Annotated in this window: 17 protein-coding genes, 1 tRNA gene and 2 pseudogenes; 12 read left to right on the top strand and 8 right to left on the bottom strand. The window is 45.1% G+C overall.

Translation table 11 applies throughout. The features are described 5' to 3' along the window. Nucleotides 1-63 precede the first annotated feature (63 nt). A complete protein-coding gene (locus BLP80_RS02335; protein WP_090539754.1) occupies nt 64-966 on the top strand; it encodes a LysR family transcriptional regulator in 903 nt (300 codons plus the stop codon). An 18-nt stretch (nt 967-984) separates the two neighbouring features. On the opposite strand, the gene BLP80_RS02330 is transcribed toward BLP80_RS02335, so the two are convergent. The 6 genes from BLP80_RS02330 to BLP80_RS02300 form a co-directional block, all read right to left on the bottom strand. Further along, nucleotides 985-1,617, bottom strand: a complete 633-nt coding sequence (locus tag BLP80_RS02330; RefSeq protein ID WP_090539752.1) for an alpha/beta hydrolase — start codon at nt 1,615-1,617, stop codon at nt 985-987. Between the two features lie 35 nt (nt 1,618-1,652). Beyond that, nucleotides 1,653-1,961 (bottom strand): (2Fe-2S) ferredoxin domain-containing protein, encoded by a 309-nt coding sequence (locus tag BLP80_RS02325; RefSeq protein ID WP_090539751.1) that lies wholly within the window; start codon nt 1,959-1,961, stop codon nt 1,653-1,655. A gap of 60 nt (nt 1,962-2,021) precedes the next feature. Then, on the bottom strand, nt 2,022-2,402 hold the full coding sequence (locus BLP80_RS15545) for a hypothetical protein (protein ID WP_176754239.1): 381 nt from the start codon (nt 2,400-2,402) through the stop codon (nt 2,022-2,024). A gap of 462 nt (nt 2,403-2,864) precedes the next feature. After that, complete coding sequence (ubiB, locus tag BLP80_RS02315) at nt 2,865-4,379, bottom strand: ubiquinone biosynthesis regulatory protein kinase UbiB (protein ID WP_090539748.1); 1,515 nt, start codon at nt 4,377-4,379, stop codon at nt 2,865-2,867. Between the two features lie 70 nt (nt 4,380-4,449). Further along, nucleotides 4,450-5,166 carry a ubiquinone biosynthesis accessory factor UbiJ gene (locus BLP80_RS02310; RefSeq protein WP_256324919.1) on the bottom strand — a complete coding sequence of 239 codons (717 nt, stop codon included), beginning with the start codon at nt 5,164-5,166 and terminating at the stop codon, nt 4,450-4,452. 87 nt (nt 5,167-5,253) lie between these two features. After that, nucleotides 5,254-5,709 carry a hypothetical protein gene (locus tag BLP80_RS02300; protein WP_256324918.1) on the bottom strand — a complete coding sequence of 152 codons (456 nt, stop codon included), beginning with the start codon at nt 5,707-5,709 and terminating at the stop codon, nt 5,254-5,256. A gap of 179 nt (nt 5,710-5,888) precedes the next feature. Between BLP80_RS02300 and BLP80_RS02295 the strand changes: the two genes are divergently transcribed. From BLP80_RS02295 to BLP80_RS15065, 10 genes and pseudogenes are all read left to right on the top strand, one after another. Next, the gene (locus tag BLP80_RS02295) at nt 5,889-7,118 is read left to right on the top strand and encodes an aspartate kinase (RefSeq protein ID WP_090539794.1); all 1,230 of its coding nucleotides are present in this window, start codon (nt 5,889-5,891) and stop codon (nt 7,116-7,118) included. A gap of 65 nt (nt 7,119-7,183) precedes the next feature. After that, a tRNA-Ser gene (locus tag BLP80_RS02290) sits at nt 7,184-7,276 on the top strand. Nucleotides 7,277-7,409: 133 nt separating this feature from the next. Continuing rightward, the gene (locus BLP80_RS15540) at nt 7,410-7,571 is read left to right on the top strand and encodes a hypothetical protein (protein WP_176754238.1); all 162 of its coding nucleotides are present in this window, start codon (nt 7,410-7,412) and stop codon (nt 7,569-7,571) included. Continuing rightward, nucleotides 7,568-7,777, top strand: a complete 210-nt coding sequence (locus BLP80_RS02285) for a hypothetical protein (RefSeq protein ID WP_090539740.1) — start codon at nt 7,568-7,570, stop codon at nt 7,775-7,777. Before BLP80_RS15540 ends, BLP80_RS02285 begins: the two co-directional genes overlap by 4 nt. 90 nt (nt 7,778-7,867) lie before the next feature. Next, the gene (locus BLP80_RS02280; protein WP_090539738.1) at nt 7,868-8,788 is read left to right on the top strand and encodes a metallophosphoesterase; all 921 of its coding nucleotides are present in this window, start codon (nt 7,868-7,870) and stop codon (nt 8,786-8,788) included. 383 nt (nt 8,789-9,171) lie between these two features. Continuing rightward, nucleotides 9,172-9,333, top strand: coding sequence for a hypothetical protein (locus BLP80_RS15535; RefSeq protein WP_176754237.1), 162 nt, complete (start codon nt 9,172-9,174; stop codon nt 9,331-9,333). Beyond that, entirely contained in the window at nt 9,333-9,539 is a 207-nt protein-coding gene (locus tag BLP80_RS15530) for a hypothetical protein (protein WP_176754236.1), read from the top strand. The genes BLP80_RS15535 and BLP80_RS15530 overlap by 1 nt, the downstream gene beginning before the upstream one ends. Nucleotides 9,540-10,100: 561 nt before the next feature. Next, nucleotides 10,101-11,199, top strand: a pseudogene (locus BLP80_RS02265) (IS110 family transposase); the annotation flags it as partial. A gap of 408 nt (nt 11,200-11,607) precedes the next feature. Next, nucleotides 11,608-12,810 (top strand): NAD-dependent formate dehydrogenase, encoded by a 1,203-nt coding sequence (locus BLP80_RS02260; protein WP_090539724.1) that lies wholly within the window; start codon nt 11,608-11,610, stop codon nt 12,808-12,810. A gap of 423 nt (nt 12,811-13,233) precedes the next feature. After that, a complete protein-coding gene (locus tag BLP80_RS15065; protein WP_143002209.1) occupies nt 13,234-13,446 on the top strand; it encodes a hypothetical protein in 213 nt (70 codons plus the stop codon). A gap of 297 nt (nt 13,447-13,743) precedes the next feature. On the opposite strand, the gene BLP80_RS02250 is transcribed toward BLP80_RS15065, so the two are convergent. Both BLP80_RS02250 and BLP80_RS02245 read right to left on the bottom strand, forming a co-directional pair. After that, nucleotides 13,744-14,337 carry a transposase gene (locus BLP80_RS02250; RefSeq protein ID WP_218120347.1) on the bottom strand — a complete coding sequence of 198 codons (594 nt, stop codon included), beginning with the start codon at nt 14,335-14,337 and terminating at the stop codon, nt 13,744-13,746. A 202-nt stretch (nt 14,338-14,539) separates the two neighbouring features. Then, nucleotides 14,540-14,815, bottom strand: a pseudogene (locus BLP80_RS02245) (transposase); the annotation flags it as partial. 707 nt (nt 14,816-15,522) lie between these two features. Here BLP80_RS02245 and BLP80_RS02240 point away from each other — a divergent pair. After that, nucleotides 15,523-18,168: an MMPL family transporter gene (locus tag BLP80_RS02240; RefSeq protein WP_090539718.1), complete on the top strand. Its 2,646-nt coding sequence runs from the start codon at nt 15,523-15,525 to the stop codon at nt 18,166-18,168. Nucleotides 18,169-18,218: the final 50 nt, after the last annotated feature.

Genomic DNA, 18,218 nt, shown 5'->3' with positions numbered 1-18,218 from the left:
GATGGTTATGATAAGATTTTACTTATATATCAAATAATATTCTTAATCATCTCAGTTTAGTCTATGTTGCATATAACTCTGCGTCAATTGAAAGTGTTTGAATCGGTTGCACGTCACCTCAGTTTTTCTCGGGCTGCCGAGGAGCTTTTTCTGACACAACCTGCTGTTTCGATCCAAATCAAGCAGCTTGAAGATACTGTGGCGCTCCCTTTATTTGAACAAATGGGTAAGCGGATATACCTAACCGAAGCGGGGCAGGAGCTTTATCAGTATAGTCGTGCCATTGCACAACAATTGGCCGATATGGAGCTTGCCCTGGATGAGTTGAAAGGATTGGAGCGGGGCAAATTGAATATTTCAGTGGTCAGTACGGCCAATTATTTTGCCCCTCACTTACTGGCTAAATTTTGTCAGCGCTATCAAGATGTGACCGTCAGCTTGCATGTCTCCAATCGAGAAATTGTACTTAAACAATTGGCGGATAATTTGACTGATTTGGCGATTATGGGGCAGCCACCTGATGGGCTAGATATTGTGTCTGAATCATTTATGGAAAATCCACTGGTCATCATTGCGCCACCTAATCATCCTTTATGTAATATGCGGCAAATTCCTGTAAAACGGCTTGAACAGGAAGTTTTCCTGGTGCGCGAACCGGGATCAGGAACACGTAGCGCCATGGAGCGATTTTTTGCTGAGCAGCAGATCAAAATCAATAGAGGAATGGAGGCGGATACTACCGAAGCTATCAAGCAGGCTGTTCAGGCGGGCATGGGGTTGGGTATCATGTCACTCCATACCATCGAATTGGAACTGGAAACAAACCGACTTAACATTCTGGATGTGCAAGGATTTCCGATCATGCGTCACTGGCATATCGTGCATCGGAAAAATAAGCGTTTTTCTAATGTTGCGAAGACATTCAAAGATTTTTTGCTAAAAGAAGCATCAGGCCTCATGCTCTGAGGAATCGTGGCGGTTGAATCAAGTTTTGCAGGCATTGAGTATCACTTGTTTAAGGATAGCGAGTTTTCCATGAAAGAAATGCTCAGCACCTGGAATGACGGTAACTGGAATTGTTTGCGGTGCGGCCCAGTCAAGAACAGACTGGAGGGAAACAATATCATCCAGGCTGCCGTGCACGATGAAAACACTATCTGCATGATCGACTACCGGAGGGGCTTTCATGCGAGCAACAGAAGGTGCAATGAGCACTAATTTTTCTGGGTTAAGCTGCTGGGCAACATAGGCTTGTATGGCACCGCCGAAGGAAAAGCCAGCGAGTAACAATGGTAAGTGATCGGATTCAATGTCATATTGATGACGGGTAGATTGAGTGACGGCTAGCACATCATCAATTTCTCCAATGCCTTCTGCATGACTTCCTTCACTCGCACCTACTCCCCTAAAGTTAAATTTTACTGTGAGATAGCCAGATTCAAGCAATGCTTTGGAGAGGATATAAACAACCTTATTATCCATGTTCCCTTGGTAAAGCGGATGTGGATGAGCAATGATGGCAATTCCACGTGGTTTGGAAGCTGGAACTAAAACAATCGTTTCAAGCTTGCCAGTTGGACCCTTAACAAATAACTTATGTTCGGCCGGTGCTTTCAAATCTATAAATCCAGTGAAAGTTGAAGAAGCAAAGCTTAAATTCTCAGACGTTCAACGATGCGTCCGTTGACCAAATGCTCATCAATAATCTCGTCAATATCTTCCTCATCAACATAGGTGTACCAGATTTCCTCTGGATAGATCACAATGACGGGGCCTTCGTTACAACGATCAAGGCAGCCCGCGTTGTTAATGCGTATTTTTCCCTTGCCATTGAGGTTAAGTGCTTTGATACGGTCTTTCGCATAATCACGCATTGCCTGACCGTTGTGGTCATTGCAGCAGGCTTCGCCGGCTTTGCGTTGATTGACGCAGAAAAAAACATGTTTCTGATAATAAGTCATTGGGTTACCTCAATTTGATTTCTGTCCATAACCGACTGAATAGTCGTCTCTGCTTGTGATTCAGATCCTAAAGCATTTCGAGTCTGACTTGGTGTGTCTGACCAGGAAATATTGCTTCATTATCAGCTCTTTTGTTTGGTTCCAATTTTCCTCGTTTACGTCGTTGATTATCCGTTCCTTGATTTTCCAGTTATGCAAGCTCAAAAGTAATTGCCCATGTATCAGTAGGCAGATCAAGCTGATCAATTTTTCTTGATTAAAACCCAGCGGGGTAACTGTATAGGTATAGGGTGCCGAGTATTTATTTTCTGGATCAAATATCGTGCCTCGGTAGGCATAAACTAGACTAGCCATGAACCACAGTATTAAATTGCTATGCTTAGCAGGATAGTTATGAATGACTGAGAGTTTATCGACTTGCTCTACGTGGTCTTGGTTCATTACGGTAATTCGGTGTGATAATGCGAGCGCCTCATTCTGAGTATGGATAACAAATACAAGGGATCCACCTACTTCTTTTTGAAGGTTTATAAGTTCTATCTGCATTTCTTCGCGTAATCTTGCATCCAGAGTACCTAACGGTTCATCCAATAGTAAATTGTGGACGATTGATCAATCTTCTTGCAAGTGCAACACGCTATTTCTATCTCGCTGGATAGCTCATGAGGGAAGGGATCGGAAAAATTGGAGAGGGGGGCATCATTCAGTGTTTTCTTGACTCTTGGTTTAATTTCATCGGGTGTCTTGCCAGACATATATATCGATCGCAGTATAATTACCAAAGCACCGGGTTACATTAAGAATTTCAAGTGGTGCCATAATCTGATTATTCAAAAATACCGCATTCTTGCAGATTCAGGTTTTAATGAGTTTATTCAGTGCATGGTTTTTAATTTTTCCACTCTAAAAATAAACTTGAGCGAACAGTAGAGCAGCCAGAAGTGCTGCTAGCAGGGCAAGCATGCGGCTTTGCTTTTTTTCTTGCGCAACAAGTTCAGCGAGTCTGTCTTCCAGTACTTGAGCGCGTTCTTGGTTTAGATGATAGTGAATCAAGCGTGGGAATTCGGGTAGTATCGTCGCCCAGTTGGGGGCTTCTTTTTGGATGTGACTTACCAAGCCACGCCAGCTGATTTGCTCCGACATCCAATTTTCCAGGAATGGTTTGGCTGTTTTCCACAAATCGAGATCTGGGTCGAGATCACGCCCGAGTCCTTCAATATTCAGTAAAGTTTTTTGTAATAATACTAATTGAGGTTGAATTTCTACATTGAATTGCCGTGAGACCTGAAATAATTGTAATAAAACTCGCCCAAAGTAAATTTCTTTCAGTGGTCTATCAAAAATTGGCTCACAAACGGCGCGAATGCCAGCTTCAAAATCATCAACGCGCGTGTTTCTCGGCGCCCATCCTGCTTCGACATGCGCTTGCGCTATACGCCTGTAGTCACGACGGAAGAAGCCCAGAAAGTTTTGCGCTAGATAGTTTTTATCCTCATCGCTGAGCGTTCCCATAATGCCAAAATCTATTGCAATGTAGCGTCCATCTGATCCTACAAAAATATTACCAGGATGCATGTCAGCGTGAAAATAGCCATCCCGGAATACTTGTGTAAAAAAAATTTCTACTCCAACACGAGCAAGTTGAGGAATGTCAATGCCTTGTTCACGAAGTTTGGCAACATGACTAATGGGTATGCCTTTCACGCGTTCCATAACCATGACTTCACGAAGACAATAATCCCAATAAACTTCCGGGACGAATAATAAGGGCGAATCTAGGAAATTGCGCCGTAATTGGCTGCAATTGGAAGCCTCGCGAATCAAATCGAGTTCATCCCCCAAATGACGTGCAAATTCCGATACCACTTCGCGCAATTTTAAACGTTTACCGTCTGGCCAAACTGATTCGAGTAACCATGCACTGGTTTCCATTAACGCTACATCGTGCGCAATGACAGGAGCGATATCGGGGCGTAGAATTTTTACGGCAACTTCTGTGCCATCATGCAAAATTGCGAAATGAACTTGAGCGACTGATGCACTGGCTACTGGTTGATTATCGAATTTAAAAAATACTTCATTAAGGGGTTTTTCATAAACCTTTTCCAACGTGGCAACAGCCAAGTCTGATGGAAAAGGAGGGACTTGATCCTGGAGTTTTGCCAACTCATCAGCAAAATCCCGCGCCAGCAAATCACGGCGAGTAGAAAGCATCTGGCCAAATTTGATAAAAATGGGTCCCAATTTTTCCAGCGCCAGACGTAATCGCACAGCACGTGGCAACTTGAGCCGTGACCGAAATGGCACTAACATGGTTAGTGGCCGCAATAGTCGCAAACGAGGATGGCTTAATAAAATATCATCCAAACCAAAACGGAATGCGACCAGAATAATTTTTAGTAGGCGGAAAATGCGCATTTATTCTTTAGACTGACAGGGAACATGAATGAGTGGAAAAGCAGAAACGGTGATTATTATTCACTCTATTCTAACTTGTTTCATTATTCCCTGTTTGTAAAGAAATATTATCCTTCGCTTTGAAAGGTAACAGACTGATTAAACGGTAAATTCGTTTTTCTAGATGTATTACGTGATCTTGTAGTGAGTTTACGTCGGTGGTAAAGCTATCGATGAGGGCACGGCTGGATAAGACAGATTTCTCTTCCGTAAGGTACTCGATCATCGCTTGAGATAGATTAAGCAAGCTTTCAGATTGCCAATGAATCAAATTTTGTCCAACTTTAATCACGCGATGAGCAAGCATATCTCCAAAAATGGAGCTTAAATCTTGTTCAATATCCCAATGCAGATTTTTAACAATGAATAATAATTCATTGGCAAATACAGTATCCCCCATAATCTTGATTTCATGAAAAGCATTCTCATCGTGTGAGATTAGGCGTGGCAATAGAGCTGGTGCGATAATGAGGCTGGTATCTGTAGTGGTGTTAGTAGAATGGGTTATCGCTAATTTTCCATCGGTTTGTATAACTATATTCAAATCAATCAGCGGAAAAATGGAAAGATACGCAGATTTACCTGCGTAAGATTGTAAACGCTTACATGCCCATGATTCTCCATTTAATACATGATTAAATGCAGCAATTGTAATAGGTGGTAACATAGATTGTTGAATAATTAGAGCTTGTTGGTCATGCCGTGCAAGTGCTGATGGTCGTTTGTTGAGTGAAAAGATCGCTTGCAATAGAATTCAATGAATTCATTGAGATTATCCAGTATTGAATTAAATTTTATCCAAAATAAGCTAAAGCAGGCATTTGTGAATTTTGTATCAGGATTGATTTGATTTGCTACCATAGTCACGTATTTCAATGGGATCATATGAATTTAACCAATCTTCTCCCAGTCTGTTGATGATAACTTCAGAAAGCGTCACTTCATCATGCTTTGCCAATTCAGATAGAATTTGCCATGCTCTGTAAGTTAAACTGATAGTTTTAAGTTGCGGTCTGTATTTTTGGTTTTCAATCTGGTCTCTAGCAATACAAATAGCATTTTTTAGCTGTGCCCACTGAATTTCATTTAACCATTTTTTACACCATTCATTAAGAGTTATTGAATCATATCTGGCATCCTGATACTCAAGCTCAGCGATAATGCGTTGTGTATTATCCAAAGCTAGCCAAAATGAATTGGTTGCTATCTGATCATCAATGAAGCTTACTGCAGCATTTTTATCTTGCTGTCTAATTACGTATTTCTGATCGGTCATGTTGTTTTTTGTCACAAATATATATCAAAACTCTGAAGAGCTTTTTTAGGGATATTACAAGTCAACGTAACGATCTCGCAAGAGTTTTTTATTTAAGTTTATGATAAGAAGATAGTGTTCTTTCCAAGAAATGTGTAGAATCTGGGATCGTTTTGTTTTGATTGTTTCCATTTCAAGTAAGATCGGTTAATTCAGTGGCTCTTTTCGTTCAAAAATATGGTGGGACATCGGTTGGTAGTACCGAGCGTATCAAAAATGTAGCCCGACGCATTGCAAAATTCTGCGCTAAGGGTCATGAATTAGTGATAGTTGTCTCTGCAATGAGCGGAGAAACTAATCGTCTTATCGCATTAGCGAAAGAAATTCAATCTAATCCTGATCCTCGCGAACTAGATGTAATGGTTTCTACTGGTGAGCAAGTTACTGTAGCATTATTAGCAATGGCATTGATGGAATTTAATATTAAAGCCAAGAGTTATACGGGTGCACAGGTTAGAATACTAACTGATAGTGCGCATACCAAAGCACGAATTCTAAAAATCGATGAGGATAGAATTCGTGCTGATCTTAAGGCTGGATATGTTGTAGTAGTTGCAGGTTTTCAAGGTATTGATGAGACTAATAATATTACTACGCTAGGACGTGGGGGATCGGATACGACTGGCGTGGCGCTTGCGGCAGCGCTTAAGGCTGATGAATGTCAGATTTACACTGATGTGAATGGTATTTATACGACGGATCCTCGTATCGTGCCCGAAGCAAGGCGATTAAAAACGATTACTTTTGAAGAAATGCTCGAAATGGCCAGTCTCGGCTCCAAGGTATTGCAAATACGTTCTGTTGAATTTGCTGGTAAATATAGAGTCAAGCTCAGAGTGCTCTCCAGTTTTGAAGAAGAAGGAGAGGGTACGCTAATCACTTTTGAGGAAAATAATAATATGGAACAGGCTGTTATTTCAGGCATTGCGTTTAGTCGTGATGAAGCAAAAATAACCATACTCGGTGTACCCGATCATCCGGGCATTGCTTACCAAATTCTTGGTCCTGTTGCTGATGCCAATATTGACGTAGATATGATTATTCAGAATGTAAGTCATGATGGGACTACCGATTTTTCCTTTACTGTAAATCGTAGTGAATTTACCAATACGATGAACATATTGAAGGACAAAATCTTACCTCATATCGGTGCGCGTAATGTTATTGGCGGTGATAAAATTGCTAAAGTTTCAGTGGTTGGTGTAGGAATGCGTTCGCATGCTGGTATTGCTAGTAAGATGTTCCGTGTGCTAGCTGAGGAGGGAATCAATATCCAGATGATTACAACTTCAGAAATTAAGATATCGGTGGTTGTGGACGAGAAATATATGGAACTTGCTGTCAGGGTATTACATAAGATTTTTGATCTGGATCAAGAGCTATAAAGTTCGTAATAAGCTATAAAAATTTGACCTGGAATTTTTAACCCGCTATTCTTGCGGCTTTCCAAGGAGAGATGGCCGAGTGGTCGAAGGCGCTCCCCTGCTAAGGGAGTATAGGCTCAAAAAGCTTATCGAGGGTTCGAATCCCTCTCTCTCCGCCAACTGAGTTAAGATAAGGTATTGATTAATAATATTAGATTATCAAAATTATTTTGACAGTTCTTATCTAAGTTCTTTCCCCAAGAAATTCTACCTAAGTCCAAAAAGCATTTTTCTATTCTTGGAGAATGTGGCATGGATAAATTTGTAGTCCAAAATAAAGTAGATAAACCCAGTTATCATCTACTACAAGATCAAAAGATACTGGCCGCCATAGGTCATCACGCTCATATAGCCCAAAGCGATTTAGCCGCTCCAGAATATCTTCTTGCACGGTTTGAGGGAGCAATGATATGAACAGACCTGCAGAACTCAATGAACGTGGTTTAAGAGAATTAGGTCATCTACTGGCTGAACAGCTTTGTGAGCGTGCTTTGAAGCAATTGATATGCGCTTATATCATTGACGTTAATTTTGATGATATGAGTATCGAGATAAGCGAATACCTGAGCAAAACGGGTGAGCCAATCTTTTACAAATTCGATGCTGATCATTTTTATTGATTTTTACACCTTTCATCCTGATAGGCTTGCCATTCTGGAGGTTAAATTGAAGAAAAGTATTTTGATCATTCACTGTTGTAAAGGGTAAAAATGATCGCACAATTTTACGACATCATCGGCGATATCCACGGTCATGCAGAAGCATTGGAAGTCTTACTACAAAAGCTGGGTTATATATTTCATGAGGGCGTTTATCAGCATGACCAGCATAAAGTCATTTTCTTGGGAGATTTTATTGACCGAGGTCCGCAGCAAAGAGAAGTCATTCAACTGGTGAAACCCATGATTGAGCAGGGTCATGCACTCAGCGTCATGGGAAATCATGAATTTAATGCAATTTGTTATGCCACCCTCGACCAAGATGGCAAGCCGCTGCGCGCACATAGCGCTAAGAACAAAAAGCAGCATGAAGCATTTCTAGTTGCATACCCTGATGTAGATGAACGCATGCAGATTATTGATTGGTTCAAAACGCTGTCCGTTTATATTGATGCTGGCGCTATCCGGGTCATTCATGCCGCGTGGAATGAGAAAGCCTTATGTGATATATCCTCTTTTCTTAATGAAAATCAATGCTTGAAAGATGATGCTTATACAATATGCAGCGAAAGGGGTACAGCACCATATCAAGCGATTGAAACGTTACTGAAAGGTCCTGAAATAAACTTGCCCCAAGGTGTTACATTCAAGGACAAGGATGGACATGTTCGTGATTCTGCTAGAATTAAATGGTGGACAGCAGATCAATATGAAGCAAAAGACCGGCTTCATCTAGGAGAAGAGCTAACAAATGGCCACAAGCTTGCTGATTTGATGTTAGGCAGCGAGCACCACTATCCACTCATTAATAAACCCGTCTTTATCGGCCATTATTGGCTCAGTGAGCCTAACCCAAAACCATTGTCTGATAACTGTGCCTGTCTCGATTATAGTATTGCCAAGGGGGGTAAACTGGTTGCTTATAAGTGGAGAGGGGAATCAAAGCTAATAGAAAATCATTTCGAATGGTAAAAAATCTGTGACTGAAGCTCGGTTGAATCATTGAGCTTTCTAACCTAGAAATCATGTTCCGCTGCCAATTTGCGCAATTTGCACAAATAGCTATTGAAAATTAATGCCTATCTGCGATAGGTTGATTAGGCATATCTTTCGATAAAAAGGAGGCATGCCGCCTGATCATGAACCAGGAAGGCGGTGCCCGGCGCGAACGTTTCGCGCATGCTGCGGTGCAGATTGACCCGGAGGGTAACATGCTGATCGACGTGGAGAAGCGCGCAAATACCTCAAGGACTACTACGGCAGGGAAAATATCAGTATCTTCTGGGGCGGCAGTGATGAGTTTCTGCGACAGCTTCAACCGCGAGTGCCCCCGATACCTCGGCGAGAGGAAGACGATGAATTCTAAAGGGGATAATCCTTTTGTCGGGCCGCACCCCTTTGTGCGTGGTGAGAATCTTTATGGCCGCAGTCGCGAAACACGGGAGCTGTTTTATTTGCTTGCTGCGGAGCGCATTGCGTGGTTAGTGCGCCAGCACAAGCTGGCAGATCGTAGTTGATGAAAGTTCAATACGGAGAAGAAATGGCGAATCACTCTGGCCTCGAGTCATGCGCTGCACATCGCGAGGTGTGTGGCGAAGCGTTGACAGGGGAAACCGGCAGGCTAGCCATTGAGCCACGAAATCAAGAAATCGGGATGCCGACGGAGTTAACTATCTCGGAAGGCCACATGGGGCATGGCGTCAAATCGCAAGTCATGTTCTGATCCCGCGTGGTCGGAGACCCTGCGCATGTCGGGAAGCGATCTGCACAGAAGCTGGGAGATCTCGGCGATGCCCGGGGCGGTGACGCAATCGGGCGGGACAGGAAAGGTCAGAGACCGCAATCCTGTCATCCACGTTGCCGAGAAATCGGATACGTCTATACTACCGAGGAAACCGCCGAACAACGGGAAACCTGCGGAGGTGGAGGAGGGAAGAGGCGTAGCCAAGGGGAATGCGGGAGAGGCTCCTGCGGGCCGGACACAGAACCGGGGATCCGCATTGACGGGACTCGAACGCATACGACAAGCCGCTGGGAAGGATCGGCGGATGAAATTCATAACGCTCTTGCACCACATCACGCCATCGCTACTGGTCGAAAGTTTTCACGACCTCAAGCGAAATGCGGCGGCTGGGGTGGATGGCGTCACGTGGAGGGGGGGTTATGCGGAAAGGCTCTACGCGCGTGTGCACGGACTGCATCGGAAGATACACGCAGGTACCTATCGTGCGCAAGCGTCGCGACGAGTCTTTATTCCCAAGGCGGATGGCAGACTGCGCCCGCTAGGGATCGTCAGGCGCTGGCCGAATGGGAGGCGGCGTTGTGCCCAGATGAAGTAGTTATGGAGAGCGCCGGCATTTATTGGAAGAGTCCGTACGCTGCACTGGAAGCGATGGGTATTCGTGCCAAGGTGGTCAATGCCCGGCACATCAAGAACGTTCCGGGACGCAAAACAGATGTGGGGGATGCGCATTGGTTGGCGACGCTGGCGCGTGCGGGGCTTTTGTGCGGGTCGTTCGTGCCACCAGCGAAGTGGCGTGAATTGCGCCTGATCGCCCGGCAGCGGTAGAAACTGGTAGAGGGCAACTGGCATCTGAAAAAATCGCTTGCACAAGGTACTGACCGACAGCGGGATACGTCTCGGTGTGGTAGTGAGTGATCTGCATGGGCAATCGGCGCGCGCTCCCCCTGTGTCAAGGCCATCATTGCCGGTCAACCCGCGCATGAAGTACTCAAGCTCGCCAGTCGGCGACTCAAGGCCAGCCGAGAGGAAATCTTTGACGCCCTGCAGGAGGAATTGACGGTAAGCCACTATTTTGTGCTCGACGAACTCATGCAACACATCGAGGAAATCGAAGCACGCATCGCCCGCTTCGATACCAAGCTTCTGGATGAACTTAAGGACGAACGGAACACCTTGGCACTGTTGCAAACCCTGCCTGGCATCGACCTCATTGGCGCTGCTATGCTGCTAGTCGAAATTGGTACCGACTATGGATGCCTTCGAAACAGCGAATCGACTCGCTTCCCGGATCGGCATGTGTCCTGGCAACCATGAATCCGCCGGAAAACGCAAATCTGGGCGTGTCCGCAAGGGCAGCCCCTATGTTCGCCGGCTACTCTGCGAGTTCGCTCATGCCGCCAGCCGAACCAAGTCGGTATTCAAATCCAAGTTCCAGTCTCTCATCATCCGGCGCGGCTATAAGCGCGCGATCGTGGCGATCGGCCACAAAATACTACGCACTCTCTTCTTCATGCTCAAACGGCACGAACACTACCGGGATTCGACCACCGATTATGAAGCGCTTTCTGTCCAATGCAATGCCCCGCGCTGGATCAGGGCCTTGACAAAGTTCGGCTTCATCAAACAAGCTAGAACCTGATTACGACGCATCTGATTACGACGCATCTGATTACGACGCATCGTTATATGGCCTTTACCGGCCGGAATTGTGCTCGCCCTCAGCATGGATTCTTTCACGCTAAATTGGGCGAATAGGTTTGCGGTGCGGTGGTCGATAGCCAATGAGCCGTGTATTCTCAACCTGTAGTTCTTTGTATTTCCTGACCTGATCAATTCTCAGACTGCCATATTCTCCTTGCGCCAGCAGTAGTAACTTTTATTCGATATTTCCACTTGCCTGTCATTCTCTCAAAGTATCAAAAAGCGGAAGCATCGGCTACCAAAATGATGTTAGCAAAATGATTGACAGCTCATCAGACATTAAGTATCTTGCACTTAAGAAGAGAGAAAGACGTTTATTTTTTCCTATAGATTTGGAGGATATAATATGTCGAAAATTGTGTGTGTACTCTATGAAGATCCAGTAGATGGGTATCCTAAGTCCTATGCTCGGGATGGACTTCCAAAGCTTGAGCATTATCCTGATGGCCAACTTCTTCCAACGCCCCATAAGATCGATTTCAAGCCAGGCGACTTGTTAGGATGTGTTTCTGGAGAATTGGGGCTTCGCAAATTTCTCGAGAATCAAGGACATCAATTTGTAGTAACCTCAGACAAAGACGGAGAAAATTCCGTGTTTGATCGGGAACTAGCTTATGCAGACGTGGTGATCTCGCAGCCATTTTGGCCGGCATATATTACAGCGACTCGGATAGCCAAGGCACCTAAGTTAAAACTTGCGATTACGGCTGGGATTGGATCCGATCATGTGGATCTTAAGGCTGCCATGGAACGGGGAATTACGGTCGCCGAAGTGACTTACTGTAACAGCGTTAGTGTCTCCGAACACATTGTCATGATGATCCTTTCTCTTATTCGGAACTATATTCCCTCCTATCAGTGGGTTGTGGAGAAGGGATGGAATATCGCCGATTGCGTTGCTCGATCGTATGATCTTGAGGGAATGACGGTTGGTACAGTTGCTGCTGGTCGTATTGGCCTTGCGACCTTAAGGCGACTTAAGGCATTTGATGTGAAACTTCATTACACCGACCGATATCGGCTTTCTGAATCTGTTGAGAAGGAACTTGGACTTACGTTTCACCCAAATGTGGAGTCGATGGTTCCTTTTTGTGATGTTGTGACGATCAATTGCCCCTTACATCCTGAAACGGAGCATCTTTTTAATGATGCCCTCATCGGCAAAATGAAGCGGGGCGCGTATCTTATCAACACTGCTCGTGGGAAGATTTGTGACCGAGATGCCGTGGTTCGGGCGCTAGAAAGTGGACAATTAGCAGGCTATGCTGGTGATGTCTGGTTTCCGCAACCACCACCGAAGGATCACCCCTGGCGGACGATGCCTCACCATGGGATGACCCCCCATACGGCAGGGACGTCGTTAGCTGCGCAAGCACGTTATGCTGCAGGAGTAAGAGAAATTCTGGAATGCTGGTTTGAAGGGCGACCCATCCGGGAAGAGTATCTCATCGTTGATAAGGGAAAATTGGCAGGCACAGGCGCTCACTCTTATACCGCTGGAAATGTGACTGAAGGCGCTGAAGAAGCGGCACAATTTAAGGAGAGGTAGTGTGAAAGCGCTTGCAGAAATAATTATTGCGGGAGTGGATCTATCTGAATGAAGTGAGATTGGAGTGTGCTGGCTCAGGCCTGATCAAACAATTGCCGAGATGACTGAGTATCTGTCGGATTAGATTCGGTTCAAACTTTCAAACTCAATAACACTCCCTCTTGTGCTTTTTTTAATTCTTGCGAGCAGGTTTTCAACCTTATACCGTTGTTTATAAGGGATGCTACCGTATTTGATGAGAATCTTGCGGCTCTGTATGAGGAGGAATATAGGCGTTATTCCTTTCTCAATTAGCGCTGTTCTGGATCAGCCGGCGTCATAGCCGTGATCAGCAAGTAGCTCTTTGATTTTTGGCAAGAAAGAAAGTGGGGACTTCGGAATCCAATTGCTGTTCGTTACGGTAAATCCGCAACCAGTTCGTAAATGTCTTCGCATTCAGCCCATGTTCACGACAATAAGCCGCCCGCGACACATCACTTGCCTGCCAGGTTTCTACATGTTTTTGCTGCTGCATCGGTAATGCTATCGATTATCCTCCTGAAAATATTTGAGGATATCGAAATGGCATCAATGCCTTTAGATGGTAGCGTTGGACGCTTAATACGCCAGGCAAAGCTGGCAAAGAATAACGGGTGAAAGTCCCGTACGGAGTAAGGTTTAGCCAACCGCTTCGGTCCCGAGTCATGCACGGTTGCCTGTGAAGGCAAACGTGAAGTGTTGACAGGGGTGACCATGGGCCAGGTATGGAGCTGCGAAAGAAGGTGGATCGAGGTGTTGATGCTGTTAAGCGAAGCAGAAGACAATATGAATGCGAACGTAATTGGCGAGTGCGTGTTCGATCTTGCGCAGTCGGAGACCCTGAGCACGTGGAGAAGTTCTTTGACCGGAACCTGGGAGATCTCAATGTTGCCCGCCATGGAGCGGACCGGTTGGCTAAGGCGAGAGCCGTACGGCGGTCGTTGTCAAACTAGATGTCGCCTGAACGTATGAATTTATGCTGTCTTTTTGAGTCCTGAATCCACGTCTGAATTCACAAGGGAAGTCATTTGACCTCGTCCTCCCAGAACGCACGGAACTTTTTTGTAGCATCAGCAATGCTGCCGCTTCCGCCAATGCCTTCTCTTTGCGCACTAATTCACGCTTGAGTTTCTCATTCTCGTTTTTCAATGTTCGAATTTCACGAGTGCCTGGCGCTGCCTTCTCGTTGGTACAAAAGGCCGCTCTCCAGCTTGTCAGATGATGAGCAAATAAACCTTGCTCACGACACCACGCATACAAGGCCTCTCCAGACAAACCATGGGCCTCATGCAATGCCACCAGTTGTTCATCAGCAGTCCAGTCCTGGGGCCGTTTTCCTTTTGTCGACGTTACACCAAGCTTATCCACAGCTTTCCTTTTCATCCAATTTTTTACCGTGTGGAAACTAACGTTCATCTCTTCCGCAACCGATCGCACTGTCCGGTCTCCTCGAGAATATACTTTGATTAACGCCTGTCCAATAAACGCTTCTGAATACTTTGATTTCACGATTGATTCCTCTTCAAAATAATTCTTAACCCGAATATTTCATAAATTCGCGTGATGATCACGCAGGATTTAGATTAATAGGGAAGTTTTGAGAAGGAGGAGTGTAGTGATTCATACACTCGACTGAGCAAAATCTTTCTTATTAATCAAAAGGTAAGTGAGGACACGTGCCAGTTTATGAAATATTCGGGTTAACGTGCCACGCATTCACCAGGTACACAGTCAGCCCCCGCGACTCCAGAAGTTCATACAGCGGAATCCAGTATATCCCCGTCGATTCCATTGCCACAGTGTCGATTTCACAGGCCTCCAACCAGTCCGCCAAACCATTCAGGTCTGCGGTGAAACTCTTGAATTCCCGTACCGGCTCGTTATCCCGATCCGGCGGTGCCGCCACAAAATGGCTCGCAGAACCAATATCAATCCCCGCCGCCTTCGGGTGGGTTAACTCCAATTTACTTTTCTTGCGCTTTGCCATAACATCCTCCATCATCTCTAGCGGAACGCCGCACTGGCTCGGGTACGTCGTTTTACTCACTCTTTCAAACGGGATGTCCGTTATCACGGACTCACCAATGTCGCCGACGTGGCCCATGACCACGCTAAAAAACGGGCGGATTAGCACCAATGATGTGTCGGTCTTCTCCAGCGCGGCATTCCAACTCTACTCCTCAGACGCTGACGCCGCTTGTTTCTTTTGCGCGCCTTGCCGCCTCTGGTGGTTTACTACGCTAAAAAAGGAAGATAAAAATTCAATCGCGGAATTTTTGGCATTGTAAGTGATTGATTTATATTAATCTTAAGTTTACAATTATGTTTCTCAATCGGTAGGCTGGGGGTTCGGCTGCTCTCAACAGCACTATAAAATCAATAGCTTAAATGCATAACCAAGAATCAAATGTACTCCATATAGACACAGTTGTAGACAATGAATATAAAAATTGCCAATCTGTTTGATCCCGTTGACTGAATCTTCTTAAGGATAGAGTCAACTTCTCTTCCAACTTAGTGCTAAAAAGAATCAGTGTTTAACTGCAAAAATTAGGTTAATTCTATCTAAGAGCAAGCTATTGTTTTATATCCAATTAAATTCCAGAAAATATTGATTGAATTAATGCAATTAAACACTAACAGATTAGCGGTTGGTTATTCCGGCTTGTTTCCGGAGGGAAAATTGAAATAATAATGGAAACTTCACACAGCCGGCTCTACGGTACTTTTGCCCGCTGCGCTAGCATTTCCTATTGCTATGCTCCTTGGATTTTGCTCGCGGCACTCTTGATAGCTGTGGCTAGCGTTGTATACATCTCGCGCAATCTCGGTATGAATACCGATACCACAGATATGCTCTCTGAGCATCTACCGTTTCGTGTTAATAGCATACACTACAATAAAACATTCCCCCAGGAGATGGATATCTTGCTACTGGTGCTGAATGCTCCCACACCTGAGCAGGCTTATTCTGCCGCTGATCATCTCGCAGCACGCCTAAAAAAAGATACCAAGAATTTTACTGATATTTATCCTCCGAACGTTGATGTTTTTTTTGAGCGCAATGGCCTGCTCTACGAGAGTGTCTCTGAGCTCGAACACATTACTGATCGCTTGGCAGCGGCACAGCCATTAATTGCGCGCATTGCTGAAAATCCTACACTTCATACTTTTACCTCGGTGCTCACTGGAGCAGTAGAAGAATTAAGCAAAGGCCGTAATTTGGAGTTGGAGCCGGTGTTCAAAGGGGTGAGCGAAACTCTGAATGCGCAGCTTGCTGGTAAGCCACGGGCGCTATCATGGCAGACGCTTTTCCGCGGTGAGCCGCAGAAGAGTAGTTACCAAGAGATGATTATAGTAAAACCGAAACCAGATTACACACAACTATTTCCAGGCGAGCAGGCTATAGCAGCGGTGTATGCTGCAGCGAAAGATATTGGCTTAACGGATGATGGTCCAATTCAGCTTCGTATTACTGGGGATGTGGCGTTAGCTGATGATGAGCTCAGGAGTTCGCTCAGCGGTATGGAATTTGCGGGAATAATTACCTTTGTACTGGTGGGAATAGTGCTTTATTTTGCTATGCGCACTATCAGGTTAGCCCTGGCCGTATTGCTTTGTTTAACGCTAGGTCTGCTTCTCACCGCTGCTTTTGCTACTGCTGCTATTGGTCAACTGAATGTTATCTCAATTGCTTTTGCAGTGCTATACATAGGTCTTGGTGCGGATTTTGCTATCCACTTTCTGCTGCGGTATCGCGAAGTACTCGAGAGCGGTCTACTAACAACAGATGCCATGTATAAAGCTGGTGGCGAAGCCGGAAGTGCGCTGGCTGCATGTACTATTGCTAACGCGATTGGTTTTTACGCATTTATACCCACCAGCTATAGTGGAGTAGCAGAGTTGGGGATAATCTCCGGTACAGGTATGCTGATCAGTCTGTTGGTAACCTTTATACTGGGTCCTGCTCTGCTACGATATTTGTCAGAGCGATCCATCCCTGATTCTGGTGTGAAGGGGTCCCTGGGTAAAATGCTTGAGTTATCGTTGAAGTGGCGCAAATTGACGTATGTCTCTATCTTTGTGCTATTACTTATTGCTATAGCACTATTGCCTCAGGTAAGGTTTGACTACAATCTGCTTAATATGCAAGATCCAAAGGGAAAAGCGGTGCAGACTTTCCGAGAGTTACTGGCATCCCCCGAACATTCGCCTTGGCATGCAATCGTGTTAACCAAGGATCAAGAAGAAACACGGCAACTAGCGGAACGCTTAGCCGAGCTTCCTGGAGTAAGCAAAATAGTCACAATGCTCGATTTTGTACCAACGGAGCAGGAAGTGAAGCTTTCAGCTATCGAGGAAATGGCGCTTATAATCGGACCAGTGATACTATCGATGCCGGAGCCGTCAACAGATAAGCAAATGGTGGTACAGCAACTCGAAGCATTGGATGCTTTGAATGCAGCACTAGACCGTTATATTAAGGAGTATCCTGAATCCTCTTTATCAGAATCTGCGCTTACTCTCAAGACATCTCTTGAAGCGTTGTTTGTCCGTCTGGAAGGAGCAAATTTCAGCGATAAGGAGAAATTACTGTATTCAATAGATGAGGATCTGCTCTCCACATTACCTGCTGCGATTCAGCGTTTACGCACTTCAATTGAAGCTGTACCCTTTAGCGAGCAAGAGCTACCTGAATCACTCAGTGGCCGCTGGCGTAGCCAGGCAGGTGAATACCGAATCGCAGTTTATCCATCAGAAGATATCGGTGATAATGAAGCATTGACTCAGTTCGTAAGATCAGTACAACAAATAGCACCTCAAGCTACCGGTATGCCAGTGGTAAGCCTGGAAGCAGGAGAGGCGGTGGTGGAAGCATTTGTTCACGCTTTTTCACTGGCGCTGGCAGGAGTTACAGTAGCACTTCTGATACTATTGCGCAGCATAAAATACACTGTACTGGTGCTGATTCCACTTTTGCTGTCCAGCGTATTTACTGGTGTCTTCACCGTCTTGTTGAATATACCGTTCAATTTTGCCAATATTATTGCTTTGCCACTATTGCTTGGTCTTGGTATTGATAGCAGTCTGCATATGGTGTACCGAAGCTTGGATAAAAAGCAGGTAAGTGAAATTCTGATTCACACCAGTACTGCACGCGCTATTTTTTATAGCGCTTTAACCGCCTTAGTCGATTTTGCAAGTCTTATGTTCTCATCACACAAAGGTACCGCTAGCATGGGTGCATTACTTACCGTTGGACTAACTTTCACCCTGATTTGTACTCTCGTCATACTGCCAGCATTGCTGCGAATTCCTGCTCAACATGCAAAGTCATGAATCACGTTTGCTCGTCCGTTTCTGGCTGCGGATTCATGTGTTGTGATCAG

Origin of the sequence: Nitrosomonas sp. Nm132, from assembly GCF_900100485.1 — a bacterium.
Lineage (GTDB): Bacteria > Pseudomonadota > Gammaproteobacteria > Burkholderiales > Nitrosomonadaceae > Nitrosomonas.
The sequence above is the reverse complement of the archived record's forward strand: the minus strand, read 5'-3'. Positions and strand labels throughout refer to the sequence as shown.

Excerpts from the sequence above, each read along its gene's own strand:
- BLP80_RS15535 (WP_176754237.1), top strand. The coding sequence starts at position 9,172 with ATGAATTCTAAAGGGGATAATCCTTTTGTCGGGCCGCACCCCTTTGTG.
- BLP80_RS15545 (WP_176754239.1), bottom strand. The coding sequence starts at position 2,402 with ATGAACCAAGACCACGTAGAGCAAGTCGATAAACTCTCAGTCATTCAT.
- BLP80_RS02240 (WP_090539718.1), top strand. The coding sequence starts at position 15,523 with ATGGAAACTTCACACAGCCGGCTCTACGGTACTTTTGCCCGCTGCGCT.
- BLP80_RS02325 (WP_090539751.1), bottom strand. The coding sequence starts at position 1,961 with ATGACTTATTATCAGAAACATGTTTTTTTCTGCGTCAATCAACGCAAA.
- BLP80_RS02280 (WP_090539738.1), top strand. The coding sequence starts at position 7,868 with ATGATCGCACAATTTTACGACATCATCGGCGATATCCACGGTCATGCA.
- BLP80_RS02260 (WP_090539724.1), top strand. The coding sequence starts at position 11,608 with ATGTCGAAAATTGTGTGTGTACTCTATGAAGATCCAGTAGATGGGTAT.
- BLP80_RS15065 (WP_143002209.1), top strand. The coding sequence starts at position 13,234 with ATGTCTTCGCATTCAGCCCATGTTCACGACAATAAGCCGCCCGCGACA.
- BLP80_RS02285 (WP_090539740.1), top strand. The coding sequence starts at position 7,568 with ATGAACAGACCTGCAGAACTCAATGAACGTGGTTTAAGAGAATTAGGT.
- BLP80_RS15530 (WP_176754236.1), top strand. The coding sequence starts at position 9,333 with ATGAAAGTTCAATACGGAGAAGAAATGGCGAATCACTCTGGCCTCGAG.
- ubiB (WP_090539748.1), bottom strand. The coding sequence starts at position 4,379 with ATGCGCATTTTCCGCCTACTAAAAATTATTCTGGTCGCATTCCGTTTT.
- BLP80_RS02335 (WP_090539754.1), top strand. The coding sequence starts at position 64 with ATGTTGCATATAACTCTGCGTCAATTGAAAGTGTTTGAATCGGTTGCA.
- BLP80_RS15540 (WP_176754238.1), top strand. The coding sequence starts at position 7,410 with ATGGATAAATTTGTAGTCCAAAATAAAGTAGATAAACCCAGTTATCAT.